Below are 22,714 nucleotides of genomic sequence, written 5' to 3'. Positions count from 1 at the left end.
CCCCGCGTCCCGCCTCGCTGACACGTTCCCGATCCCCCGTGAATGGACGGCCCCGCCCGGGCTCGAGAAACCGATGAAGATCCGTAATTCCCTCAAGTCCCTGCGCGGCCGTCACCGCGACAACCAGCTCGTGCGCCGCAAGGGCCGGGTCTACGTGATCAACAAGACCCAGAAGCGCTTCAAGGCTCGCCAGGGCTGAGGCCGTCTGCCCGGCTCAGGCCGGGTATCGGAGCGACGTCCCGTCAGGCCGTGCTCGGTCTTTCGGGAGTGTGCAGATCGTCACGCGAAAGCAGCCGCGCCCGGCCGGGCCGCGGCTGCTTTCGCGTGCGCGGCACCGCGGCACGTTGACGAGCGCGACACCCGCGCACACTCTGCTGGCATCATGCCGACACGCTTCATCGCCGCCCTGGTCTGCCTGCCGGTTCTGGCCGCGACGCCCGCCGACGCGGCACCCGATGCCATCCGGCCCGGCCGCGCCGCGCCGGAGGTCAAATCGGCGCCCGAGGCCAAGCCGGCGCCGAAGCCGGTCAGCCTCGATGACCTGTTCACCCGCCTGCGCGCCAGCGAGGATCCCGCCGAGGCGAAGGGCATCGCGAAGCTCATCGAGCGCCGTCTCGACGCGTCCGGCAGCCCAACCGCGGACCTGCTCACCGATCGTGCCCGGCAGGCCATCTCGGCTCACGACTTCCCCCTGGCGGCCGAGCTGATGGACCGGGTCACCGCCCTGGAGCCGAACTGGTCGGAGGGGTGGAACCGCCGCGCCACGGTGTTCTGGCTTCTGACCGACAAGGACGACGCCATCGCCGACCTGCGCCGGGCACTGGTTCTGGAGCCGCGCCATTTCGAAGCCTGGGCCGCCATGGGCAGGATCTACGAATCCCTCGATGACAAGGCGCGGGCACTCGCGGCCTTTCGCCGGGCGCGGGCGCTGTATCCCAAGATGGAGAAGATCGGCGAGGCGGTCGACCGCCTAGCCCCGGAGGTTGACGGCCGCGACCTGTGAGCCGCGTGGTCGGACTGCTCCTCACGCTCCTCGCCCTCCCCTTCGCGATCCTGGGCCTGGTTCTCGGCCTCGGCGCGCTCGCGAGCCTCGTGATCGACCTGAAGGTCGGGGCCGCGAACCCGCCCGCCGGACCCTTCGTCGAGGTCGCCGGCGGGCGTCTGGCGACGATCCAGGCCGGTCCGGCGAACGGCCGGCCGGTGGTCCTGCTGCACGGTGCCTCGGCCAACGCCTCCGATCCGATGGAGGGCATCGGCCGCCGACTGGCAGCGGCGGGCTATCGGGTGATCGCCTTCGATCGGCCGGGCTTCGGGTGGAGCGACCGGATCGACGGCGGCGAGGCGGCGGCGCCCGCGATCCAGGCCCGGATCATCGCGGAGGCGCTCGACCGAATGGGCGTCGGCCCGGCGCTGGTGTTCGGGCATTCCTGGGCCGGAGCCCTGGCCCTGGCGCTCGCCCTCGACCATCCGGCGCAGGTCTCGGGCCTTGTTTTGGCCGCTCCGGTCGCGATGCCGATGCCGTCGCGGATGCTGGTCCTGCCTTGGTACTGGCGTCTCGCCATCAAACCGCCCGTGGCCTGGCTTCTCAGCCGCACGATCGGGCCGCCCGTCGCCCAGTATTTTCTTCCCGAGACGGCCAAGCGGGTCTTCCTGCCCCAGTCGGAGACACCCGGATACCCGGAGCTCGTCCGGGCCTCCCTCGTGCTGAGACCCGGGACGCTGCTCGCCAACGTTCAGGATCTCGTCGGCCTGCCGGCCGCCCTGGCGGCTCAGAGCCCGCGCTACGGTGACCTGCGCGTTCCGACCCTGGTGATATCCGGCGATGCGGACCCGATCGTCCGCAGTGAGAGCCAAGCGGTGCCTCTGGCGAAGGCGATCCCAGGCGCTCGGCTCGTGCTCCTGCCCGGGATCGGTCACATGCTCCACTTCGTGGCGGCGGAGCGCGTGACCGACGAGATCGTCCGGTTCGCGGGTGAGCAACGGCGCGAGGCTGCGCCGCTGCTCAAGGATTAGGACTCACGCCTTCTCGGCGTGCTCCCGGGTGATGAAGGTGAGCCGCACGAGGTTCGTGGCCCCAGGGGTGCCGAACGGCAGGCCCGCCACCACGATGACCCGGTCGCCCACCGCGGCGAACTTCTCGCGCACGGCGAACTTGGCGGCGCGGAACGACATGTCGTCCACGTCGCTGGCATCCTTGGTGACGATCGGGTGCGTGCCCCAGGCGAGGGCCAGGCGCCGGGCGGTCTCGCGCCGAGGCGTGAGGGCGATCACGGTGGCGTTCGGGCGCTCGCGTGACAGCCGCAGGGCCGTCGAGCCCGAATTGGTCCAGGCCATGATCGCGTCGAGATTGAGCGCATCGACCATCTGGTGGGCGGCCGCCGCGATCGCGTCAGCCGCGGTCTCGTCCGGCGTCGCGCTCTGCGCCCGGATGATCGACCAGTAGACCGAGTCCCGCTCCACCTGCTCGGCGATGCGGTTCATGGTCTCCACGGCCCCGACCGGGAAGGCGCCCGAGGCGCTCTCGGCGGAAAGCATCACGGCGTCCGCACCCTCGTAGACCGCGGTGGCCACGTCCGAGACCTCGGCGCGGGTCGGGACCGGCGCCGTGATCATCGATTCGAGCATCTGGGTCGCCACCACCACGGGCTTGCCGAATCGGCGGGCGCTGCGGGTGATCCGCTTCTGCACGCCGGGGACCTGCTCCAGCGGCATCTCCACGCCCAGATCGCCGCGGGCGACCATCAGGCCGTCCGAGATCTCGATGATCTCGTCGAGCCGGGTCAGGGCCTGCGGCTTCTCGATCTTGGCCATCACCAGGGCGCGCCCGGCGCAGACCTTCTTGACCTCGGCTACGTCTTCGGGACGCTGGACGAAGGAGACGGCGATCCAGTCGGCGCCGGCGTTGAGGCCGGCATCGAGGTCGGCCCGGTCCTTCTCGGTCATCGCCGGCACCGGGATCACCGTGTGGGGCAGCGACACGCCCTTGCGGTTCGAGATCTTCCCGCCGACCTCGACCCGGGTCACGGCCCGGTTCTCCGAGGTCTCCAGCACGGTCAGACGCAGCTTGCCGTCGTCCAGCAGGATGGCGTGGCCGGCCTCGAGCGCCTCCAGGATCTCCGGGTGCGGCAGGTGGCAGCGGCTGGCATCGCCGGGCGTGGGATCGCCGTCGAGCACGAAGGTCGCGCCGGTCTCGATCATCACGGCGCCCTCCGCGAAGGTGCCCAGCCGAAGCTTGGGGCCCTGCAGGTCGACCAGGATGCCGATCGGGTGCTTGGCCTCGCGCTCGATCGCCCGGATCACCTCGACCTTCTCGGGCAGCTTCTCGCGTGGCAGGTGGCTCATATTGAGCCGGAACACGTCCACGCCCGCCCGGAACAGGCGTTCGATCATCTCCGGCGAGTCCGAGGCCGGCCCAAGGGTGGCGACGATCTTTGTACGGCGCGAGCGTTTCAAGCGGGATCCTCCGGGTATTCCGCGGCGCTCGTCTCGGGGTTGGACCCGGACGGCGTCGGTTCGTTGGGTGCGGGTGTAGGCATCCCGCCCGGGGCAGCGTCAAGGGCGCGACGGCATCCTCAAGGCTTGGCCGGCGCGTCCGCCCGGTTGGGATCGGTGAGCTGGATCGTCCAGCTCTTCTGCTCGCCGGTATCGACTTCGAAGAAGCCGTTCCGGTCGTAGCCGCGGGCAAGGCAATCCTCGACCCCGCGGATCGTGAATTCCGAGTCGCGGGTGCACATCAGCGAGCGCCCGCTCCACTCGCCGCCGCGCGTGTAGTCGACGGCGAACACGTAATAGAAACGCGCCGCCAGCGCCCCCTTCAGGAGCGTCTCGCAGGCCTTCGGGGCCAGATCCCACCAGCCCTCCGTGACCCAGCCCTGCGGATCACGGTAGCCGAGCGAGATGCCGACCTTGCTGGCGGTCTGGTTGCACAGGCGCAGGTCGGCCTTCGCGGGGCCGGCGCCGAAGAGCGCGATGCCGAGCCCCAGGATCACCGGCACGGCGGCCGGCGAACCGGTCGCCCCCCTCAAGAACCTACCCGACGAGGATGATGCGGCAATCGTTGACATTGGTACGGGTCGGACCGGGGTTCACGAGGTCGCCAAGAGCCGCGAAGAACGCGGTCGAATCGTTCTGCTCCAGCATCGCGGCCGGGTCGAGGCCGGCGGCGCGGGCGCGATCGAGCGTCGTCGGGTCGACCAGGCCGCCGGCCGGATCGGTGGCGAGGCCGCGTCCGCCGTCGGTGCCGTCGGTGTCGGCGCTGATCCCGGAGATGCCGGGCGCGCCGTCCAGCGCCACGGCGAGGGCCAGGGCATATTCTTGGTTCGGGCCGCCATGGCCCTCGCCCCGGATGGTGACGGTCAGTTCCCCCCCCGAGATCAGCGCGACGCGCTGCCCGGCCGCTTTGTAGCGCTTGGCCTCGCTCGCGTGCACGGCCGCCACCTCCCGGGCCTCGCCTTCGAGGTCGGCGCCCAGCATGATCGGCTCGTAGCCCGCGTCCCTTGCCGCCTGGGCGGCCGCCTCCAAAGCGTCGATCGGCCGGGCGATGATGCGGTACTCGGCCCGGGCGAAGGCGGGATCGCCGGCCTTGGGGGTCTCGTTGTTCGGGTCGTTCAGGAGCCGGACGGCCGTCTCCGGCAGCGGGATGCCCCGGCGCTCGCAGATGGCGCGGGCATCCGCCAGGGTCGAGGGATCGGGCACGGTCGGGCCCGAGGCGATCACCGCCGGATCGTCGAACGGCACGTCCGAGATGGCGAGCGTCAGGATCCGCCGGGCGTTGCGGGCGGCCATGGCCAGCCGGCCGCCCTTGATCCGCGAGATGTGCTTGCGGACGGTGTTGATCTCGCCGATCGGGGCGCCGGAGCGGAGCATCGCCCGGGTGATCGCCTGCTTCTCGGCGAGCGTCAGGTCCCCGGCCGGCGCGATCCAGTTGGCGGAGCCGCCGCCGGACAGGAGCACCAGAACCTCGTCGTCCGGACCGGCCTCGGTGGCGAGCCGCAGGGCCTCCTGGGTCGCGGCGATGCCGGCCTCGTCGGGGACCGGGTGTCCCGCCTCGACCATGTGGATGCCCGGAGCGTCCTGTCCGTAGCCGTGCCGCGCCACCGCGAGGCCGACGATGCGGTCGTCACCGAGCCCGTGCTTCTGCCGGTAGAACCGGCTGGCCACCGCGCTCATGCTGCCGGCCGCCTTGCCGGCCGCCAGGATGATCAGGCGTCCCGGGCTCGGTTCCGGCAGGTGCGCGGGCAGGCACAGGTCCGGATGGGCGGCCCGGATGCCGGCGGTCAGGAGGGCTTCTAGGAGCGCGCGCTGCTCGGCGGGGGCGGCGATGGGCGGGACGGTTTCGGACATGGCGTCGGACGGGCTCCTCACAGGATGTTCTTGCGTGCGATCCCCGCCCACGCATTGGTGGACGGCGGGCCCGTTTCTTGCCGTGAGCGCACGTTGTTTGATAGGCATCTCGCCTCGTCAGGTGATCTGCCCGAGCCGCCGCCCCACGGCAAGCGCGATCGGCGCCGTCCCACAGATCCAACCCTCGGAGCCCCGTGACCCGTCCGGAGACTGAAGCGCGCGCCGACGCCCCGCACCCGTGCGAAATCCTACCCGGAGATCCCGCCTGCGGGCTGATCATCGCGTGCGATCATGCGTCGAACTTCGTGCCCCCGGACATCGAGCTCGGCGTGCCGGAATCCGAGTTCGCCCGGCACATCGCGTACGATATCGGCGCCGCCGCGGTGACGCGCGGGCTCGCGGCCCGGCTGAACGTGCCGGCGATCCTGACCAACTTTTCGCGTCTGATCATCGACCCGAACCGCGGCCGGGCCGACCCGACCCTTGTGATGCGCCTCTCCGACGGCGCCGTGGTGCCGGGCAATGCCCGCATCGACGAGGCCGGCAAGCAAGCCCGGATCGCGCGCTTCTACGCGCCGTTCGATGCGGCCATCGACGCGGCGATCGCGGCGGCCCAGGCGGCCGGGCGTCCCCCGGCGATCCTGACCATGCACAGTTTCACGCCCTACTGGCGCGGAACGGCACGGCCCTGGCAGGTCGGCATCCTGTACGACCGGGACGAACGCCTCGCCCGGCCGCTAATCGAGGCGCTCGCGGCCGATCCGGCCGGGCTCACCGTGGGCGACAACCAGCCTTATGGCGGCGGCTTGCCGGGCGATACGATCGACCGCCACGCCACCGCGCGCGGCTTGGCCAACGCCCTCGTGGAGATCCGCCAGGACCTTATCGCCGGCCAGGAAGGGCAGGAGGAATGGGCCGAGCGCTTCGCCCGCATCCTGCGTCCGCTGATCGGAGCTTGATCGCGACGCCGGCGATCCCGAGATGCGTGCGGCCGTCCTCAACCGGAAAGCATTTCACACCATGCCCGAGATCGACCCGCAGACCCAGACCGAACTCGAAGCCGCGGTATTTCGACGGCTCGTGTCGCACCTGCGCAATCGCACCGACGTGCAGAACATCGACCTGATGAACCTGGCGGGCTTCTGCCGGAACTGCCTGTCGAACTGGCTCAAGGATGCCGCCGACGAGACCGGCGTGCCGCTCACCAAGGACGAGAGCCGCGAGGCCGTCTACGGGATGCCCTACGGCGAGTGGAAGGCACAGCATCAGACCGAGGCGAGCCCCCAGCAGCAAGCGGGATTTTCGGCTTCCCAGGCCAAGGATCACTGACCGGGCGAAAGGGACGGCGAGAATCGGCTAAGCTTCCGGTAAGTTCGGACCGTTAACCACCGGTCCAGGGCGCACCTGCGCCGCGCATCCCGGAGAGCCCCATGAACGCCCATTCGATGCCCACCGCAGCAGCCCAGCGGCCCGGTGGCGACGTCTCGTCCTCCGAGGGCGTGGCCGCCGACGAGCTGAAGCAGTTCATCGAGCGCCTGGAGCGGCTCGAAGAGGAGAAGGCCGGCATCATGGGCGACATCAAGGAGGTGTTCGCCGAATTGAAGGGCCGGGGCTTCGACGCGAAGGCGGTGCGGACGATCATCAGGATCCGCAAGCAGGATCACAGCGAGCGCCAGGAGCAGGAGGCGATCCTCGAGCTCTACATGCAGGCGCTGGGCATGGCGTAGTCCTGCCGCCGATCCGGCCCCCGGTTCGGCCGAGGGATGAGATTGGAATGCGAAGGGCCGTACCCCGCCGGGTACGGCCCTTCGTTTACTCCATGATATGCCGGTCGGAGGTCAGTGGCCGCCCGAAGCGTGCGTCTCTTCGACCAAGCCGAGCGTCCGGCCCGGATAGCCGGCGGCATCGAAATACCGGGTCTCGCCGACCGTCTGGTAGTTCAGCACCGTCACGATGCCGGCGGCGTCCGGCTCCGAGCGGCGGGTATGCGTCTGGGCTGTTGGGCGGGCGCCGTTGACCATCGCTTCCGTCAGGACGCGGCCGACCAGCTTGCCCTTGTCGGAGATGCCCAGGTTCAGAATCTGCGCGATGGTCTTGCCGAGGTCGGCGTTGCTCGCCGGGATGTCGCTGTCCACGCCGCCCCGGAAGCTCGGCCCCACAGCGCCCATGGCGTTGCGGGTGTCAGAGCGCGCGAAGCTGCCGTGCATGCCCTGCCCCTGCTGAAGCGTGGTGTCCGATACCTCGACGCCGCAGGTCGTGGGATCGACGCAGCCCGTGGTGAAGCTGCGGAAGTTCACCACGATCGCGGGCATCGGCGTCAGGGCCGAGCCGTCGAGGGCGATGGCCGAGAGCGGCAGGGTCCCGGGGATGGCGCCCAGCGCGTCGCTGACGAACAGGCCGCTGACGTAATCCTGGCGGGACAGCGCCGCGACGACCTGCCGGGCGAGCGCGGTGTCGCCGTTCGGCACGTAGACGAGGTCCGAGCCGCCATTGGCCGCCACCACCACGTCGGGCTTAGCCGGATCGGTGCCGATCAGGCCGTTGGCGCGGCTCGGGAACGTCCCGGCCTCCACCTTGGCGCCTTTGGCGTCCGGGTCGAACAGCGTCAGCCCGAGGTCGTGCGCCAGGTCGATGGCGAGGAACCCCGGGGGCAGTTGCCGGGCCGGCACGCCCTTGTAGGTTTGCCCAGCGGCGAAGCTCGACGCGCTCTCCTTCGAGATGGTCGAGAAGCCGTGATCCGAAGTCAGGACGATGTCGGTGGTCTCGGCCAGCCCTTGCTCGAGCAAGGCGGCCTGGAGGGCGGCGAGGTTGTCGTCGGCGTTGTGGATGGCGGCCAGGCTCGTCGGTCCGTTGATGCCGGGCACCAGCCGCCCGAGACTGTCGCCCTGGTTGTGCTGCGTCCCGTCCGGATCGCGCGACCAGAACACCAGCACGAACGGCTGCTGCCGGGCCTTGAACAGCGGCAGCACCGCCTTGGTGGCGACCGCGGTGAAATAGGCCTGCTGCTCGACATTGGCCGCGGCGGTACCCGGCGTCTCGGCGGTGCCGGCCTGACCGTTCGCGCCCCGGGCGGGCGCCTGGGCCGGCAGGCCGACCTCCGTCAGGCGGGCGCGGATCGCGTCGCCCAGCGGGATGCCGCCGGTCCGGCCGGTGCTGTCGTCGATATGGATGTTGGACTGGCCGGAACGCTCGGTGTGATCGAAGACCAGGGACGGTCCGAGCTTGCCAATGCTGGCGGTGGAGAACCCCTTGGCGCGGGCGGCCTTCAGGATCGTTTCCTCGTTGAGGTAATTGCCGGCGAAATGCTCGTCGACATCGCCGAGCACGGGGTCGCTCTCAAGGAACGGGGTCAGGCTGTCGCCGGCGCCGGGCACCGGGAAGGCGGTGTAGATCGTGTTCCCGAACTGGCCGGTATCACCGAGCATGTGGCCGGTCGCCATCGCGGTGGCGTTCGGCATCGTGAAGGTCGGGAACATCGAGTGCGAGTTGGTGAAGCGCACGCCGGTCTTCATCAGCCGGTCCATGGTCGGGGTGTTCTGCGCATTCACCATGCCCGCCCTCAGGCCGTCGGCCACGAACAGGACGACGTTGTGGGGCCGCGTCTCGGCGCGAGAGGCGCCCGAGGCGTACAACCCGACGAGGCCTGCAATGACGACGCGACGCATGACGAATCTCCGACCGTACCGGCCAGCGGCGTGGCCGGGGAACATCACAGCGCCATGACAGGCGCGGGCCCGGCGGCGGCGGTTCGGTCCGGGGCATTGCTCCCGATATGGGCACGGAGACTTTCGGATCGCGCAGTCGCGGCGCCCAAAATCACCGGAAACACGTAGAGCGCGGGGTCTTAATCCGAACCGGTCCGATCCTTCCAGGCGGAGGAACCGGAGGATAAATGCTGAGGACCGGGTTTCTTCCACAGACAACGTCCGACGTCGCGTAACGCCGTCGCCGAGACCTTGACGGTAGCGAGTTCTTTCCTGAAAGAGTGAGTAACCGCATCCGGTATGCCACATTGAAGGGCAGCCCGCGGACGCTCGAACGCTCTTGAGACGCGGCCTTCACGGGCCTGTCGACTGCAGGCGCGCAGCGGATCCAACACGATCGACATGCCAGACCGGGATGCGCCGATGCGGACGCGGCCCGCGACGCGCTTGGGAGAGGAAACGATGATCCTGACGAAACGCTCTCTTGTGGCCGCCCTGCTCGGTGCCACCGCGCTCGGGCTGATGCCGGCCCATGCCGCCGACCCGATCAAGATCGGGCTCACCGGTCCCTACACGGGGGGCTCCTCCTCGATGGGCGTCTCGATGCGCGACGGCGCCAAGCTCGCCGCCGCCGAGATCAACAAGAACGGCGGCGTCCTGGGCCGCCAGATCCAGCTGATCGAGCGCGACGACGAGGCCAAGAACGAGGTCGGCGCCCAGGTCGCGCAGGAGCTGATCAACAAGGAGAAGGTCGTCGCCACGGTGGGCTTCATCAACACCGGCGTGGCGCTCGCGGCCCAGCGCTTCTACCAGGAAGCCGAGATCCCGGTGTTCAACAACGTCGCCACCGGCACGGTCATCACCAACCAGTTCAAGGAGCCGGATTACGACGTGAACTACGTCTTCCGGAACTCGGCCTACGACGTGCTGCAGGCCGGCATGATGGTCGATGAGGCCCTGGCGCAGAACTTCAAGAAGATCGCGATCCTGGCGGACTCGACCAATTACGGTCAGCTTGGCCGCGAGGACATCGAGAAGTACCTGGCGACCAAGGGCGTGAAGCCGGTCGCGGTCGAGAAGTTCAACATCAAGGACGTCGACATGACGGCCCAGCTGCTGAAGTCGCAGCAGGCCGGCGCCGACGTGATCCTCGCCTATGGCATCGGCCCGGAGCTGGCTCAGGTCGCCAACGGCATGGCCAAGCTCGGCTGGAAGGTGCCGATCATCGCGTCCTGGCCGGCCTCGATGCAGAGCTTCATCGATATCGCCGGCACCAACGGCAACGGCGTGATCATGCCGCAGACCTTCATCGAGGATAAGACGCTGGCCAAGCGCGCGTCCTTCCTCGACGATTACTACAAGACCTACGGCGTGACGAAGATTCCGACCCCGGTGGCCGGTGCCCAGGGCTACGATTCGGTCTACCTGATCGCGGCGGCGATCAAGCAGGCCGGCTCGACCAACGGCCCGAAGATCCGCGAAGCCCTGGAAGCCCTGAACACAAAGGTCGAAGGGGTGGTGACCACCTACGATCACCCGTTCACCGCCAAGGACCACAACGCGATCTCGCGCAACATGGTCGTGTTCGGCAAAGTCCAGGACGGCAAGATCGTCTACGCCAAGCCGGACGACGCCAAGAACGCCGGCGTCGTCCGCGTCAAGGAAAAGTCCTCGAACTGACGCGCGCGGACCCGTGCCCTTCGGCATGGGTCCAGACGACGGGCAGCTGAGCCTGCACGGCCGGCTGCCCGCCTGCCCCGTGACGCCTGGGACGGCTTCGACACCATGACCATCTTCCTTCAGCTCGTCGCCTCGGGCGTCGCGGTCGGCATGATCTACGCCGCCATCGCGTTCGGCTACCAGCTCACCTTCGCCACCTCCAAGACCCTGAATTTCGGCCAGGGCGAGGCTCTGGCGTTGGGCGCGCTGTTCGGCCTGACGCTGGCGCCGTTCACCGGCTACTGGCTGATGATCCCGCTGGTGCTGGTCTTCGGCTTCGCCCTCGGCGCCGTGGTCGAGCGGCTCGCCGTCCGTCCGGCGATCAAGATCAAGTCCGAGTACGGGTGGATCATGGCCACCATCGCTCTCGGCATCATATTCCGGAACCTCGCCGAGAACATCTGGGGGCGGGACGATCTGAAGTTCCCCTCACCGCTGCCCGACGCGGCGGTGGAGGTCGGTGGCGTCCGCGTCCTGCCGATGGAGATGCTGATCGTGGCCGGCGCACTGCTGATGATGCTCTGCGTCGAGATCTTCAATCGCAAGTCGATCTGGGGGAAGGCGGTCGTGGCCACGTCCAACGACATCGACGCCGCCGGCCTGATGGGCATCAACACCAAGCGGATCATCACCCTGTCCTACTCGATCAGCGCCATGACGGCGGCCTTTGCGGGCGTGCTCGTGGCCCCGGTGACGCTCACCGGCGCCACCATGGGCGCGGTGCTGGCCCTGAAGGCGTTCGCGGTGGCGATCATCGGCGGGCTGGAATCCGGCCTCGGCGTGATCGTCGGCGGCCTGATCCTCGGCGTCGCGGAGACGCTGACCGGCTTCTACATCTCGACCGGCTACAAGGACGTGCCGGGCCTGATCCTCCTCCTCGTTGTGCTCTCGATCCGCCCGGTCGGCCTGTTCGGCAAGGCCGTGATCAAGAAGGTCTGACATCCATGGCGCAATCCGCCCTCGCGCCCGCCGCCGCCGGTCACGCGCCGGCCCCGAACGCCCGCGGCCTCGGCCTCGTCGGCGCCGTGCTGCTGGTCGTCGCCCTCGTGGCGTTCCCGCTGGTGGTGACGAGCACCTATTACATCCACCTGCTGACCGTGATCGCGATCTACGCGATCCTGATCCTCGGCCTCGATATCGTGGTCGGCTATACTGGCCAGGTCTCGCTCGGCCATGCCGGCCTGTTCGGTATCGGAGCCTACGCGGCCGCGACGCTGTTCCTGCACTTCAAGATCGGCATCTGGCTCGGGCTTGTCGCGGGCGTCGGCGTGACGGCGGCCTTCGGGGTCCTGCTGGCGGTTCCGGCGCTGCGGGTGACCGGGCCGTATCTCGCGATGGTCACGCTGGCCTTCGGCACGATCATCCAGATCTTCATCAACGAGCTGACGCCAATCACCAACGGCCCGCTCGGCATCACCCTGCCGCCGGCCCGGGTGCTCGATTTCTCGCTGATCGGCATGCAGGCCCCCTGGGGGGCGGCCGGCCGGAAGCTCGAATTCTACTATCTCGTCTGCGCCGCGCTGCTGCTCACGATCCTGGTGGTGAACCGGGTGGTGCGCTCGCCCTTCGGCCGGGCCTTCGAGGCGCTGCGCGACTCGCCGATCGCCTGCGACTGCATGGGCGTCAGCGTCTACCGCTACAAGGTCTACGCCTTCGTGGTCTCGGCAGCGCTGGCCGGCCTCGCCGGAGCGCTGTTCGCCTGGTCCGAGCGCTACGTCGCGCCGAACTCCTACGGGTTCGAGCTGACGGTGCTGTTCCTGCTGGCCGTCACCATGGGGGGCCGCAAGTCACGCTCGGGCCCGCTGATCGGCTCCGCGATCATCGTGATGATGCCCAACATCCTGGCCGATATCGAGCTGGTCCGGATCATGGCCGGGATCATCGCGGCAGCCGCAATCATCGTCGGCGCCCTCGCCTTCATCCGCAAGCAGCCGAACCGCTACGCCATCCTGGTACCGGTGGTGCTGTGCGTGCTGTTCCTGCCGGCGACCCTGGCGCTGCAATCGGTAACCGATTTCCGCCTGACGGTCTTCGGCCTGATGATCCTGTTCGTGGTCTACTACCTGCCGGACGGCATCGTCGGCTTCCTGCGCCAGACGATCCCGGCCCTGCGCCCGGCCCACACGGCCGAAGGGCGCGACCTCGCGGCCAGCGGTGCGGCGCTGATCGCCCAGCGCGGCGATGCGGGCGGGGACGCGCTGCTCAAGGTCGAGCAGGTCCTGATGCAGTTCGGCGGCCTGAAGGCGCTCGCCGGGATCGACCTCACCGTGAAGCCCGGCACGATCCACGGCCTGATCGGGCCGAACGGTTCGGGCAAGAGCACGATGATGAACGTGCTCACCGGCATCTACAAACCCACGGCCGGCTCGGTGACGCTGGCGGTGGCGGGCGGCCGGCGCATCGACGGGCGCACGCCCTCCGAGATCGCCCTGTCTGGTGTCGCCCGCACCTTCCAGAACGTGCAACTCTTCCACGAGATGACCGCGCTGGAGAACGTGCTGGTCGGCCTGCACCACACCTTCCGGGGCACGATCTTCGACGCGATCCTCGGCACGCCCCGCCGTCGGCGCGAGGAGCGCGAGGCCCGGGCCCGCGCCATGTCGATCCTCGACTTCATGGGCTTGAGCGCCCTCGCCCAGGAGGAGGCGCGCAACTTGCCCTACGGCAAGCAGCGCCTCCTCGAGATCGGCCGCGCGCTGGCCCTAGACCCCGTGCTCCTGCTGCTCGACGAGCCGGCTGCCGGCCTCACCGCGCCCGACATCGCAGACTTGGTGGCGATCATTCGCAAGATCCGCGACGCCGGCATCACGGTGATCCTGATCGAGCACCACATGGATGTCGTCATGGGCCTGTGCGACCGGGTCAGCGTCCTGGATTTCGGCCACAAGATCGCCGAGGGCGGTGCGCGCGAAGTGCAGCAGGATCCCAAGGTGATCGAGGCCTATCTCGGCGCCCCCGACGACATGGGCGGCAGCAGCCCGGAGCACGCCCATGCTTGAGGTCTCCGATCTTCACGCCGGCTATGGCCAGATCGAGGTCCTGCACGGCCTCACCTTCCAGGTGCCGAAGGGCCAGGTGGTGACGCTGATCGGCTCCAACGGCGCCGGCAAGACCACCACCATGCGGGCGCTCTCGGGCATGATACGGCCGCGTGCCGGCACCATCCGGCTCAACGGTCGCGAGATCGGCGGCCTCGACAGCCACGACGTCGCCCGCGAAGGCCTCGCGCATTCGCCGGAGGGCCGCCGGGTGTTCCCGACGCTGTCGGTCGAGGACAACCTGACGCTCGGCGCCTTCCCGCGGCTGACCGGATCCCGTCCGAAGGGCGATGTGGCGGCCGACCGCGAGCGGGCGTTCAGCCTGTTCCCGCGCTTGAAGGAGCGGCGCACCCAGCTCGCCGGCACCCTGTCGGGCGGCGAGCAGCAGATGCTGGCCATGGGCCGGGCATTGATGCTGCGCCCGGAGATCCTCCTGCTGGACGAGCCGTCCATGGGGCTGGCGCCCAAGCTGGTGGAGGAGGTGTTCCGCATCATCCGCCAGCTCAAGGAGGAGCGTGTGACGATGCTGCTGGTCGAACAGTTCGCCATGGCGGCACTCGGCGTCGCCGACCACGCCTACGTGCTGGAGAACGGACGCATCCGGTTCCAGGGGCCGGCCGCGCAGCTCAAGAGCGATCCGGCGGTGCGCGCGGCCTATCTCGGCGGCGGTCATTGAGCCAGACAGCCACCTGAAACGACGACGGCCGTGATCGTTTCCGATCACGGCCGTCCGGCTGGCTTGTCGGGCCGGCTTACATCGACTTGGGCTTGGCCCGAGTGAGGAGCTTGCGGTTCACCAGAACCTCGGCGATCTGCACCGTGTTGAGGGCGGCACCCTTGCGCAGGTTGTCGGACACGCACCAGAAGTTCAGGCCGTTCTCGATGGTCGCGTCCTCGCGGATGCGCGAAATGTAGGTCGCATCCTCGCCGGCCGCCTCGTGCGGGGTCATGTAGCCGCCGTTCTCGCGCTTATCGACCACAAGCACACCGGGGGCGGAGCGCAGGATCTCGGTGGCCCGCTCGGCCGAGAGCGGACGCTCGAACTCGACGTTCACCGCCTCGGCATGGCCGATGAACACCGGCACGCGCACGGCGGTCGCCGTCAGCTTGATCTTCGGGTCGAGCATCTTCTTGGTCTCGGCGACCATCTTCCACTCTTCCTTCGTGTAGCCATCCTCCATGAACACGTCGATGTGGGGGATGACGTTGAAGGCGATCCGCTTGGTGAACTTGCCGCCTTCCTTGATGTCGCCGGCGGTGAACACGGCGCGGGTCTGGTTGAACAGCTCGTCCATCGCCTCCTTGCCGGCGCCCGAAACCGACTGATAGGTCGAGACCACCACCCGCTTGATCGTGGCAGCCTCGTGCAGGGGCTTGAGGGCGACGACCAGCTGGGCGGTCGAGCAGTTCGGGTTGGCGATGATGTTGCGCTTGGTGAAGCCCACGACCGCGTCGGCATTCACCTCCGGCACGATCAGCGGCACATCCGCGTCGTAGCGGAACGCCGACGAGTTATCGATCACCACGCAGCCCTGCTGGCCGATGCGGGGCGACCACTCCTTGGAGGTCTCGCCGCCCGCCGACATCAGGCAGATGTCCGTGTCGGAGAAATCGTAGGTGTCGAGGGCTTTGACCTTGAGCGTTTTGTCGCCGAAGGAGACTTCCTGACCCTGGCTGCGGCGCGAGGCCAGCGCCACGACCTCGTCGGCGGGGAAGGCCCGCTCGGCCAGGATATCCAGCATCTCACGGCCCACGTTGCCCGTGGCGCCTACGATGGCGACCTTGTAACCCATCTCTCGTCTCCGCGCGGAAAGCCCCGGCCGATCCGGGTGCCGCGCTCCTGCCAGCAAAATCGGCCGAAGGATCGTTCGCGCCGAAGGGGCACCCGCCGAACGGGCACGGCCGCGAACACCCACGAGGTGGGTGTTCGCGGCCGCGTCGAGCAAGGCGCCGATGGAGCGGGGCTGTCAAGACTAGCGACCGCGGTGCAAGGATCGATTCACCCTGTGGCGGGAATGCCGGGCATGACACCCGCTTGGAGGGTGGTGATCAACCTCGTGCAGCGATGATCGGGGGCGGCCGAGACTTCCGGCCGAGACTTCCGGCCAAGATCCTGCGGCCGTCCGCACGGGGCATCATGCACGCCGACGATCCGAGCCGAGATAGGGAGCGCTCGCCCGAAGCGCCCGAAGGCCGCCGCAAGCTCTCGCTGGCCGGTTTGGGCCTGCGCCTTGTCGTGGCCTCGGCAATGATCGCTACACTCTACCTCTATGCGCGGCCGGCAACACCCGTGTCTCCGGACGCCGTGGTCGCGGTCCGGCCCGAAGCACCCTTCGTGCCGTCGACCCCCGCCGCGAAGGTTCCCACCGTGGCGGCGCCCGCCCGTTTCGGGCTTGCGGAACCCGGGATCGATCCGGTCCGGATCACCCCCGGCCGGATCGACCCCTCAACCGGCCTTCGCGAGGATGCGCTGACGCGCGGCGCGTTCGAAGCCCTCGAAGCCCCGGCGCTCCGGGTTACGCTGATCCGCGGCGCCGCCGCCCGGGCGGCAACGGGTCTGTTCATCCTGATGGCCCGGCGTGCCGCGGGCGGCCCGGCCACCGACGGGCCGGCGCTGGCGGTGGTCCGGACCGGCCCGGGCGGCCGAATCGTCACCAAGTTCGGTGTGGTGGAAACGCTGGAGGTGACGCTCGGAGGGCCGACACGCCGGACCTGCACCGGCTTCGTCACGCGCGACCGGGCGTTCCGTCTCGACGGCTGGCTCTGTGCACCGCTCGGTCATCCCCCCGAAACACGCGCCCTAGGCTGCATGATCGACGCGCTCAGCCTCGACGATCCGGCGGATCCCGATGCGACCGCGGCTTTCATGGCGCCGCGCCCCGACCGCGGCTGCAGCGTGGCGACGATGGCCGACGCCTCCGATCCGACCGGTTCGCTCGGCCATCGGCGGTCGCACACGAAAAAATGAGGCCATAATACGGCAAATCGAAGAAGCTCGGCCATTTTGGCGGAACCACAGCCCCACTCAAGCGTCGTTCTATCAAAGGCGGCGAACTGTTAAGCTTCGGTCGCCATACTGGTGGCACTCACAGACAAGGTTGGCCATGCGCTCGCTTAAGATCGCTCTTCTCGGCGTCATCGCCGCCACCGGCTTCGGCGCCCTGGCGTCTGCGCCCGCCCAGGCCCAGGAGGGTTTCGGTCCGGGTCGCGTCTACAGCGTCAGCCGTCCGCTTCCGATCCGCGTTCGCCCGCGCAGCTGGCTCGACGCCGGCAACGTGCCTCTGACCTCGAACGTTCCGGGCGCCGGCGGTTCGCGCAACCCGGCCCTCAACCCCTACCTGATCGCCGCCTCGAACCAGCTGAACCCGGCCTTCGGCCCGAATGATCGCTTCGGCCGTGGTATCCTGCCGGATCCGATCACCAACGGCCCGTTCATCGGCGCGCGCTCCTCGGCCATCCGCAACGTCGACCTTTCGTTCGTCGACCGTCTGGACCCGACTTCGCCGCTGTACGGCCGCCCCTACTAAGCCAAGCGTCATTTTCGGAATATTTGAAGCGCGGGCCTTCGGGTCCGCGTTTTCTTTTGTGGGTCGCCTATCCCTGCGGTCAGGCATGCCCCGACACCGGCTTCGACGGCATCGTCCGTGCAGCCGCACGACCTCCGAAGCCGTCCGTCGAGACACGTGACGTGCTGACCGTAGTACGCGGGGTTCGAACACCAGGGTGGGCGAGCGCGGCGTATTCCCGACACTGTCCACCCCGAACGCAAAACGCCGAGGGGACAGCGCGGATTACTTCAACTGCACGCTGTCGACGACGGAGCGGAACTTGGCGAGCACGCCGGTCCGCTGATCCTCCCGGACCACGCCCAAGGCACGCAAATAGCCGTCCGGATTGAAGCGGATCGTCTGCGAAACGACCACAGGCACGTTGGTGGGCATGTCGACGGCCCGGGCCACGATCTCGTGCCAGTCGACCCCATTCGAACGGTAGCTCTGTGCGCGCTCGATCACGAAGTCCTTCATGGTTTGGTTCGAGGCCAGGGCCGCCCTGGCGAAGGCGTCGCGCTGCTCGGCGGTGGGCGGCTGCTGGACTGCCTGGGCTAAGACCAGGATCGGCTGTTCGAGGTTCTGCATCTGGTCCTTCGGACCCGCGGTGAGCAGGACCGAATTGCCCGCCATCACGCGCACCGGTCGGAACCCGGCCATGTCACCGATGCGGAAGGGCAGCGCGTCGACCTGCTGGGTCAGGGTCAGGGCCGGGCGCAGGGTGACGCCGGTCACCAGCTTGCGCATCGTCTCTTCGGTTTCCGCATCCGGAAGCGCCTGCGCGATGATCAGGCCGGTCACGGAGGGCGTACCGACCACGAGGATCCACTTGCGGATCGCGGGCGCGGTGGCGTTCGGGTCGGCGGGCTGCTCGCCGGTGTAGAGCATGCCTTCGTTGTCGCCGATCTTGACCTCTTCGCGCTTCTCCACCGCGAAACCCTGGCTGAGTAGGTTCGCGTCGGTGAAGCCGCTCACGAGTTCCGCGAAGGCGTTCGGCGGCAGTTCCACCACCGACACGGTAGCGCCGCCCTCCTTGCGCTCGAAGCCGGAGAAGCGCCGCGACAGCGACATGTCGGCCGGCGGCTCGAAGCCGAAACGGGAGCCCGGCGGGAAGACCGGTTCGGCAGCCTGCGTCACGGAGCCGTATCCGGCCAGCAGGACGGCCAGGGACAGAACCCGTCCGAGACGCAGCGTCAGGTTACCCACCAGCATCGGAAACCGGTTCTCCTCAAGCCAAAGCCCACATGGGCTCGCCTTGTGCGATGGGTCCGACGGCGGGCAGCCAGTGTCAAGCGCCTGCGGGATCAGGAGATCGGGAGATCCGCTGCCGCGCCGTCACGCCGTCGGCGTGCTGACCCGGCGCAGCGTCAGGTTGCAGCGGCCGCCGGCCGGCAGGAAGCGCGGCAGCGGGTTCTCGGCGAGCAGGCCGTCGTCAGGGTAGAGCCGGTCGATTCCGTGGTGGATCAGGCGCGAGGCGCCGCCGATGACCAGGGCGTCGCCGGGACGCAGGCGCACCGAGCGTGTCGGGTCCGAGCGCCGGAGACCGCCGTAACGGAACAGGGCCTCCGCCCCCAGGGACAGGGACAGAACCGGGGCGGAGAAGTCGGCCTCGTCGCGGTCCTGGTGCAGGCCCATGCGAGCGCCCGGTCCGTAGAGATTGATCAGGCAGGCTTCCGGCAGCGCCGGGAAGCCGGAGAGCGCCTCCCAGGCGGCCAGGGCGGTCGGCGGGATCGCCGGCCAAAGCGCGCCGGTTCCGGGATGGGTCGGCTGGTACCGGTAGCCCAGCCGGTCGGACACCCAGCCGAGCGGGCCGGCATTGGACATCCGGACGGAGAACGGTTTCCCGGTCCGCGGCATCGACGGGGTGATGGGCGGCGCAGCTGACAGGACGGCATCGACCTCGGCGGCGAGGCGCGTGCGGGCCGCCGGGTCCAGCAAGCCCGCGTGAAGGATCAGCCCGGGCGCGAGTTCGGTCGCCAATCAGCCACCCGCCGCGACGTCGCGGGTCAAGGTCTCCTTGGAGGCCACCGTGGTGTCGGCGCCGAGCTGGTAGATCAGCGGCTCGCCGGTCCTGATCTCCAGGCTGGCGATGGTGTCCGGCCCCAGATGGTCGAGGACCATCACCAGAGACCGCAGGGAATTGCCGTGGGCTGCGACCAGGACCCGCTGGCCGGCCATCACCCGCGGCAGGATCGTCTCGATGTAGTAGGGCAGCACCCGGGCCGCGGTATCCTTGAGACTCTCGCCCCCGGGCGGCCGAACATCGTAGGAGCGCCGCCAGAGGTGGACCTGCGCCTCACCCCACTTGGCGATGGCATCGTCCTTGTTGAGGCCGGCCAGGTCCCCGTAATCACGCTCGTTCAGCGCTTGCGCGCGTACGATTTCGATGTCCGAAACACCCATCGCCTCCAGCATCAGTGCGCAGGTGCGCTGTGCCCGGACGAGTCCGGAGGTGAAGGCGACATCGAATCCGTAGCCTGCGCGCCGGAGCGCCCCTCCCGCGGCCTGCGCCTCGGCGACGCCGCGCTCGGTCAGCCCGGGATCGCGCCAACCGGTGAACAGGTTCTTGAGGTTCCATTCGCTCTGGCCGTGGCGAGCGAGGACGAGCAGGCGCTCCATCGGACGGTCGTATTCCCTGATGGTCTAAAGCCCGAGCACGTCCGCCATCGAGTAGAGCCCCGGCGGCTTCGGATGCGCCCAGAGGGCGGCCTTCACGGCGCCGGCGGCGAACAACCCGCGGTCGGCGGCGTGGTGGCTGATGGTCAGGCTCTCGCCGGCCCCGGCGAAGATTACGCTGTGGTCGCCGACCACGGATCCGCCCCGCAACGTGGCGAAGCCGATATCGCCCGGCCTGCGGGCGCCCGTATGCCCGTCCCGGGTCGAGACCCGCACGTCCTTGAGCTCGACGCCCCGCCCCTCGGCGGCAGCCTCACCCAGGAGCAAAGCCGTGCCGGAGGGCGCATCCACCTTCATCCGATGGTGCATCTCGGTGATCTCGATATCGAACTCGTCGCCCAGAGTCTTGGCGACCCTGCGGACCAGTTCGGCCATCAGGTTGATGCCGAGCGACATGTTGCCGGAGCGCACGAAGCGGGCATGGTAGGCGGCAGCCTGCAGCTTCCCGAGGTCGTCGTCGGACAGGCCGGTCGTCCCGATCACGTGGACGATGCGCGCCTGGGCGGCCAGTTCGGCGAACTGCACGGTGGCAGCCGGGGCCGTGAAGTCCAGCACGCCGTCGGCGGTTGCGAACGCGGTCAACGGGTCGTCGGTCACCGGCACGTCGAGGGGCGGGAGGCCGGCGAGCACCCCGGCATCCTGCCCGAGGACCGACGAACCCGCGCGCTCGATCGCCGCCACCAGGGTACACCCCTCGGCCTCGTACACCGCGCGGATCAGCATCCGCCCCATGCGCCCGTCTGCGCCGACCACCACGAGCCGCATCTGTCGTTCCTATCGTCGTTCCGTCTCGGACGACCCTGGCCGATGCCGGGCGCCCCATCAATGGGCCCGACCTCGGCGAAGGGCCGTCGGGTTCCCGCGTCGCCGCTTCGAGGAGCGCGACCTGGGAACCCGGGCCGGCTCAGGCCTTCTCGGGGGCGATCGCCTCAAGGCCGCCAATATGCTTCTGGGCGTAGAGCGGCAGGCCGATCTGCTTGATCAGCTCGAGTTGGGTCTCGAGGAAGTCGATATGGCCTTCCTCGTCCGTGGCCAGATCCTCGAACAGGTTCTTCGAGACGCGCTCGTTGATCGATTCGCAGTACTGCGCGGCCTCGAGATAGAGGCTGCGGGCGCCGTTCTCGGCAGCCAGGTCGCACTCAATGATCTCCTGCACGGTCTGGCCGATGCGGAGCGGCTCCAGCTCCTGCAGGTTCGGGAATCCGTCGAGGAACAGGATCCGGTCTACGAACCGGTCGGCGTGGTTCATCTCCTCGATCGATTCCTTGCGCCAGAACTTGGCCAGATCGATATAGCCCCAGTCATTGAGCATCCGGAAATGCAGCCAGTACTGGCTGACCGCAGTCAGCTCGCTCTTCAGGCCGCGATTCAGGTACTCGATGACCTTGGTGTCGCCCTTCATGCCCCCGTACTCCTTACAGCTCTTTTGGCGGGGGGCTTAGGCGTTACGCCGTGATTCCGTCCTCCGCAGTTTGGAATAAGACCAAACTGCAAGCGTTAGCGCAAGTCGTCGAGCATTCATGGCTGCCCTGATCGGCTGCCGCTTCTCCCAGCGCGCTGCGCATGATCTCCCGAATGGTCCGGGCGCAGCGCCCGCATTTCGGGCTGCAGCCGAGGCAGGCGTAGACCTGCGCCGGGGTGCGGGGACAACCTGGGCCGGGTGACAGGCAGCTGCGAACGGCGCCATCGGACAGGACGTTGCAAGAACAGACGATCATGCGCGCTGCAGAACCCGTCTTCCTCGGGCCTGACCCGACCGTGTCGGACAAGGCGTTTCGGACCTACCAGATTAGAACGACTGAAAAGTAGAAGCTTTTTCAATAGTTTACTGGTCGCCGAGGGAGATGGCACCCAAGGCGGCCTCGGTCAAGACGGTGCAACTCTCAGCGCTTCGAGCGAATCGTCCCCGTCCGATCGACCAGCCGGCGGCCCGAACCGGCCGGCGTCAGCGCGCGAGTTCGCGCAGCCCGAGCCGAATCAAAACCTTCGCCTCGGCGCCCTCCCCGGCCCCCTTCAGGACCGACGCGATGGCCGAGGCCGCCTGCACCTGTGGATAGCCGAGATTGACCAGCGCCGAGATCGCGTCGGCCACCGGTCTGGGCGCGGCGCCGTCCTCGACCGCGCCGGTCAGGGCGACCAGGGCGGGGTCGATCGGCGCGAAGGTGGGCGCCTTATCCTTCAATTCGGCGGTCAGACGGGCGGCGAGCCGCGGCCCGACTCCGGGCGCTCGGCTGATCGTGCCCTTGTCGCCTGTGGCGATGGCGTTCGCCAGGGCATCGGGTTCCAGGACAGAGAGGATCGCCAGGGCGACCCGGGAGCCGACGCCTTGGACGGTCTGAAGCAGCCGGAACCACTCCCGCTCGGCATCCGAGCGGAATCCGTAGAGCCGGATCATGTCCTCGCGGACATACGTTTCGATCGACAGGTCCGCCGGCTCGCCGACCTTCGGCATGCGCTGGAGCGTCCGCGCCGAGCAATGCGCGATGTAGCCGACGCCGGAGACGTCGAGGATGACGAAATCCTCGCCGAACGAATCCACCACGCCCCTGAGCTTGCCGATCATTCTACGCCCGTCCGCTGCCGTCGCGATGCCTATAGAAGCCGGGGCGCGTCCGCCAGACGCGCTTGAGCCCGTGGGCACTTCGTGGAATCAGGGGCGCCGTGACGGCCAGGCTTGAGGACGACC

Annotated in this window: 24 protein-coding genes; 12 read left to right on the top strand and 12 right to left on the bottom strand. The window is 68.7% G+C overall.

Translation table 11 applies throughout. From position 1 onward, the window contains the following. Nucleotides 1–73: 73 nt before the first annotated feature. The 3 genes from ykgO to AC0IY0_RS07425 all read left to right on the top strand — a co-directional run bounded on the left by ykgO (nt 74) and on the right by AC0IY0_RS07425 (nt 2,013). Nucleotides 74–199 (top strand): type B 50S ribosomal protein L36, encoded by a 126-nt coding sequence (gene ykgO, locus AC0IY0_RS07435; protein WP_003601867.1) that lies wholly within the window; start codon nt 74–76, stop codon nt 197–199. A gap of 183 nt (nt 200–382) precedes the next feature. Next, nucleotides 383–1,003, top strand: coding sequence for a tetratricopeptide repeat protein (locus AC0IY0_RS07430; RefSeq protein WP_419829405.1), 621 nt, complete (start codon nt 383–385; stop codon nt 1,001–1,003). Beyond that, nucleotides 1,000–2,013, top strand: a complete 1,014-nt coding sequence (locus AC0IY0_RS07425; protein ID WP_471763424.1) for an alpha/beta fold hydrolase — start codon at nt 1,000–1,002, stop codon at nt 2,011–2,013. The genes AC0IY0_RS07430 and AC0IY0_RS07425 overlap by 4 nt, the downstream gene beginning before the upstream one ends. 3 nt (nt 2,014–2,016) lie before the next feature. Here AC0IY0_RS07425 and pyk read toward each other — a convergent pair whose 3' ends face one another. The 3 genes from pyk to AC0IY0_RS07410 form a co-directional block, all read right to left on the bottom strand. Then, nucleotides 2,017–3,453, bottom strand: a complete 1,437-nt coding sequence (pyk, locus tag AC0IY0_RS07420; protein ID WP_147854294.1) for a pyruvate kinase — start codon at nt 3,451–3,453, stop codon at nt 2,017–2,019. A gap of 119 nt (nt 3,454–3,572) precedes the next feature. Further along, nucleotides 3,573–4,064 (bottom strand): DUF1036 domain-containing protein, encoded by a 492-nt coding sequence (locus AC0IY0_RS07415; RefSeq protein ID WP_246692219.1) that lies wholly within the window; start codon nt 4,062–4,064, stop codon nt 3,573–3,575. Next, on the bottom strand, nt 4,030–5,343 hold the full coding sequence (locus AC0IY0_RS07410; protein ID WP_147908216.1) for a glycerate kinase type-2 family protein: 1,314 nt from the start codon (nt 5,341–5,343) through the stop codon (nt 4,030–4,032). The genes AC0IY0_RS07415 and AC0IY0_RS07410 overlap by 35 nt, the downstream gene beginning before the upstream one ends. Nucleotides 5,344–5,537: 194 nt before the next feature. Between AC0IY0_RS07410 and AC0IY0_RS07405 the strand changes: the two genes are divergently transcribed. The 3 genes from AC0IY0_RS07405 (at nt 5,538) to AC0IY0_RS07395 (ending at nt 7,070) form a co-directional block, all read left to right on the top strand. Then, the gene (locus AC0IY0_RS07405) at nt 5,538–6,302 is read left to right on the top strand and encodes an N-formylglutamate amidohydrolase (RefSeq protein ID WP_147908217.1); all 765 of its coding nucleotides are present in this window, start codon (nt 5,538–5,540) and stop codon (nt 6,300–6,302) included. Between the two features lie 61 nt (nt 6,303–6,363). After that, complete coding sequence (locus AC0IY0_RS07400) at nt 6,364–6,672, top strand: DUF1244 domain-containing protein (RefSeq protein ID WP_147939246.1); 309 nt, start codon at nt 6,364–6,366, stop codon at nt 6,670–6,672. A gap of 101 nt (nt 6,673–6,773) precedes the next feature. Then, nucleotides 6,774–7,070 carry a DUF2312 domain-containing protein gene (locus tag AC0IY0_RS07395; protein WP_058190202.1) on the top strand — a complete coding sequence of 99 codons (297 nt, stop codon included), beginning with the start codon at nt 6,774–6,776 and terminating at the stop codon, nt 7,068–7,070. A gap of 111 nt (nt 7,071–7,181) precedes the next feature. Here AC0IY0_RS07395 and AC0IY0_RS07390 read toward each other — a convergent pair whose 3' ends face one another. Beyond that, on the bottom strand, nt 7,182–9,008 hold the full coding sequence (locus AC0IY0_RS07390; protein ID WP_471763422.1) for an alkaline phosphatase family protein: 1,827 nt from the start codon (nt 9,006–9,008) through the stop codon (nt 7,182–7,184). A 561-nt stretch (nt 9,009–9,569) separates the two neighbouring features. On the opposite strand from AC0IY0_RS07390, the gene AC0IY0_RS07385 reads away from it, so the two are divergent. From AC0IY0_RS07385 to AC0IY0_RS07370, 4 genes are all read left to right on the top strand, one after another. Continuing rightward, on the top strand, nt 9,570–10,727 hold the full coding sequence (locus AC0IY0_RS07385; protein WP_419830018.1) for an ABC transporter substrate-binding protein: 1,158 nt from the start codon (nt 9,570–9,572) through the stop codon (nt 10,725–10,727). A 105-nt stretch (nt 10,728–10,832) separates the two neighbouring features. Continuing rightward, nucleotides 10,833–11,705, top strand: coding sequence for a branched-chain amino acid ABC transporter permease (locus AC0IY0_RS07380; RefSeq protein WP_147854574.1), 873 nt, complete (start codon nt 10,833–10,835; stop codon nt 11,703–11,705). 5 nt (nt 11,706–11,710) lie between these two features. After that, complete coding sequence (locus AC0IY0_RS07375) at nt 11,711–13,765, top strand: branched-chain amino acid ABC transporter ATP-binding protein/permease (RefSeq protein WP_147908220.1); 2,055 nt, start codon at nt 11,711–11,713, stop codon at nt 13,763–13,765. Beyond that, a complete protein-coding gene (locus AC0IY0_RS07370; protein WP_050732417.1) occupies nt 13,758–14,480 on the top strand; it encodes an ABC transporter ATP-binding protein in 723 nt (240 codons plus the stop codon). Before AC0IY0_RS07375 ends, AC0IY0_RS07370 begins: the two co-directional genes overlap by 8 nt. A 76-nt stretch (nt 14,481–14,556) precedes the next feature. Here the strand turns inward: AC0IY0_RS07370 and AC0IY0_RS07365 are convergent, their stop codons facing one another. Beyond that, nucleotides 14,557–15,597 carry an aspartate-semialdehyde dehydrogenase gene (locus AC0IY0_RS07365; RefSeq protein ID WP_147908221.1) on the bottom strand — a complete coding sequence of 347 codons (1,041 nt, stop codon included), beginning with the start codon at nt 15,595–15,597 and terminating at the stop codon, nt 14,557–14,559. A gap of 344 nt (nt 15,598–15,941) precedes the next feature. Between AC0IY0_RS07365 and AC0IY0_RS07360 the strand changes: the two genes are divergently transcribed. Together AC0IY0_RS07360 and AC0IY0_RS07355 are read left to right on the top strand one after the other, a co-directional pair. Further along, the gene (locus AC0IY0_RS07360) at nt 15,942–16,772 is read left to right on the top strand and encodes a hypothetical protein (RefSeq protein WP_471763421.1); all 831 of its coding nucleotides are present in this window, start codon (nt 15,942–15,944) and stop codon (nt 16,770–16,772) included. A 136-nt stretch (nt 16,773–16,908) separates the two neighbouring features. Continuing rightward, nucleotides 16,909–17,331 (top strand): hypothetical protein, encoded by a 423-nt coding sequence (locus tag AC0IY0_RS07355; RefSeq protein WP_147939229.1) that lies wholly within the window; start codon nt 16,909–16,911, stop codon nt 17,329–17,331. Nucleotides 17,332–17,595: 264 nt separating this feature from the next. Here AC0IY0_RS07355 and AC0IY0_RS07350 read toward each other — a convergent pair whose 3' ends face one another. The 7 genes from AC0IY0_RS07350 to ruvA all read right to left on the bottom strand — a co-directional run bounded on the left by AC0IY0_RS07350 (nt 17,596) and on the right by ruvA (nt 22,591). Further along, entirely contained in the window at nt 17,596–18,564 is a 969-nt protein-coding gene (locus tag AC0IY0_RS07350) for a hypothetical protein (RefSeq protein WP_147908223.1), read from the bottom strand. 123 nt (nt 18,565–18,687) lie between these two features. Next, nucleotides 18,688–19,332 (bottom strand): alpha-ketoglutarate-dependent dioxygenase AlkB, encoded by a 645-nt coding sequence (locus tag AC0IY0_RS07345; RefSeq protein WP_471763419.1) that lies wholly within the window; start codon nt 19,330–19,332, stop codon nt 18,688–18,690. After that, nucleotides 19,333–19,971, bottom strand: a complete 639-nt coding sequence (locus AC0IY0_RS07340; protein ID WP_471763417.1) for a 2,3-bisphosphoglycerate-dependent phosphoglycerate mutase — start codon at nt 19,969–19,971, stop codon at nt 19,333–19,335. It abuts the gene before it with no gap. A gap of 24 nt (nt 19,972–19,995) precedes the next feature. After that, a complete protein-coding gene (dapB, locus tag AC0IY0_RS07335) occupies nt 19,996–20,793 on the bottom strand; it encodes a 4-hydroxy-tetrahydrodipicolinate reductase (protein WP_471763415.1) in 798 nt (265 codons plus the stop codon). Between the two features lie 139 nt (nt 20,794–20,932). Beyond that, a complete protein-coding gene (bfr, locus tag AC0IY0_RS07330) occupies nt 20,933–21,430 on the bottom strand; it encodes a bacterioferritin (protein WP_147908227.1) in 498 nt (165 codons plus the stop codon). A 43-nt stretch (nt 21,431–21,473) separates the two neighbouring features. Beyond that, nucleotides 21,474–21,746 (bottom strand): (2Fe-2S)-binding protein, encoded by a 273-nt coding sequence (locus AC0IY0_RS07325; RefSeq protein ID WP_147908228.1) that lies wholly within the window; start codon nt 21,744–21,746, stop codon nt 21,474–21,476. A 227-nt stretch (nt 21,747–21,973) separates the two neighbouring features. After that, nucleotides 21,974–22,591, bottom strand: a complete 618-nt coding sequence (gene ruvA / locus AC0IY0_RS07320) for a Holliday junction branch migration protein RuvA (RefSeq protein ID WP_147908229.1) — start codon at nt 22,589–22,591, stop codon at nt 21,974–21,976. Nucleotides 22,592–22,714: the final 123 nt, after the last annotated feature.

Source organism: Methylobacterium sp. AC315 (assembly GCF_979253755.1).
Note: the sequence above shows the minus strand (reverse complement) of the source record. Positions and strands in the feature narration are given on the sequence as shown.

Excerpts from the sequence above, each read along its gene's own strand:
- AC0IY0_RS07365 (WP_147908221.1), bottom strand. The coding sequence starts at position 15,597 with ATGGGTTACAAGGTCGCCATCGTAGGCGCCACGGGCAACGTGGGCCGT.
- AC0IY0_RS07340 (WP_471763417.1), bottom strand. The coding sequence starts at position 19,971 with ATGGAGCGCCTGCTCGTCCTCGCTCGCCACGGCCAGAGCGAATGGAAC.
- AC0IY0_RS07415 (WP_246692219.1), bottom strand. The coding sequence starts at position 4,064 with ATGTCAACGATTGCCGCATCATCCTCGTCGGGTAGGTTCTTGAGGGGG.
- AC0IY0_RS07390 (WP_471763422.1), bottom strand. The coding sequence starts at position 9,008 with ATGCGTCGCGTCGTCATTGCAGGCCTCGTCGGGTTGTACGCCTCGGGC.
- bfr (WP_147908227.1), bottom strand. The coding sequence starts at position 21,430 with ATGAAGGGCGACACCAAGGTCATCGAGTACCTGAATCGCGGCCTGAAG.
- AC0IY0_RS07395 (WP_058190202.1), top strand. The coding sequence starts at position 6,774 with ATGAACGCCCATTCGATGCCCACCGCAGCAGCCCAGCGGCCCGGTGGC.
- ykgO (WP_003601867.1), top strand. The coding sequence starts at position 74 with ATGAAGATCCGTAATTCCCTCAAGTCCCTGCGCGGCCGTCACCGCGAC.
- ruvA (WP_147908229.1), bottom strand. The coding sequence starts at position 22,591 with ATGATCGGCAAGCTCAGGGGCGTGGTGGATTCGTTCGGCGAGGATTTC.
- dapB (WP_471763415.1), bottom strand. The coding sequence starts at position 20,793 with ATGCGGCTCGTGGTGGTCGGCGCAGACGGGCGCATGGGGCGGATGCTG.
- AC0IY0_RS07325 (WP_147908228.1), bottom strand. The coding sequence starts at position 21,746 with ATGATCGTCTGTTCTTGCAACGTCCTGTCCGATGGCGCCGTTCGCAGC.
- AC0IY0_RS07350 (WP_147908223.1), bottom strand. The coding sequence starts at position 18,564 with ATGCTGGTGGGTAACCTGACGCTGCGTCTCGGACGGGTTCTGTCCCTG.
- AC0IY0_RS07410 (WP_147908216.1), bottom strand. The coding sequence starts at position 5,343 with ATGTCCGAAACCGTCCCGCCCATCGCCGCCCCCGCCGAGCAGCGCGCG.
- AC0IY0_RS07355 (WP_147939229.1), top strand. The coding sequence starts at position 16,909 with ATGCGCTCGCTTAAGATCGCTCTTCTCGGCGTCATCGCCGCCACCGGC.
- AC0IY0_RS07375 (WP_147908220.1), top strand. The coding sequence starts at position 11,711 with ATGGCGCAATCCGCCCTCGCGCCCGCCGCCGCCGGTCACGCGCCGGCC.
- AC0IY0_RS07385 (WP_419830018.1), top strand. The coding sequence starts at position 9,570 with ATGCCGGCCCATGCCGCCGACCCGATCAAGATCGGGCTCACCGGTCCC.
- AC0IY0_RS07380 (WP_147854574.1), top strand. The coding sequence starts at position 10,833 with ATGACCATCTTCCTTCAGCTCGTCGCCTCGGGCGTCGCGGTCGGCATG.
- AC0IY0_RS07400 (WP_147939246.1), top strand. The coding sequence starts at position 6,364 with ATGCCCGAGATCGACCCGCAGACCCAGACCGAACTCGAAGCCGCGGTA.
- AC0IY0_RS07360 (WP_471763421.1), top strand. The coding sequence starts at position 15,942 with ATGCACGCCGACGATCCGAGCCGAGATAGGGAGCGCTCGCCCGAAGCG.
- AC0IY0_RS07370 (WP_050732417.1), top strand. The coding sequence starts at position 13,758 with ATGCTTGAGGTCTCCGATCTTCACGCCGGCTATGGCCAGATCGAGGTC.
- AC0IY0_RS07430 (WP_419829405.1), top strand. The coding sequence starts at position 383 with ATGCCGACACGCTTCATCGCCGCCCTGGTCTGCCTGCCGGTTCTGGCC.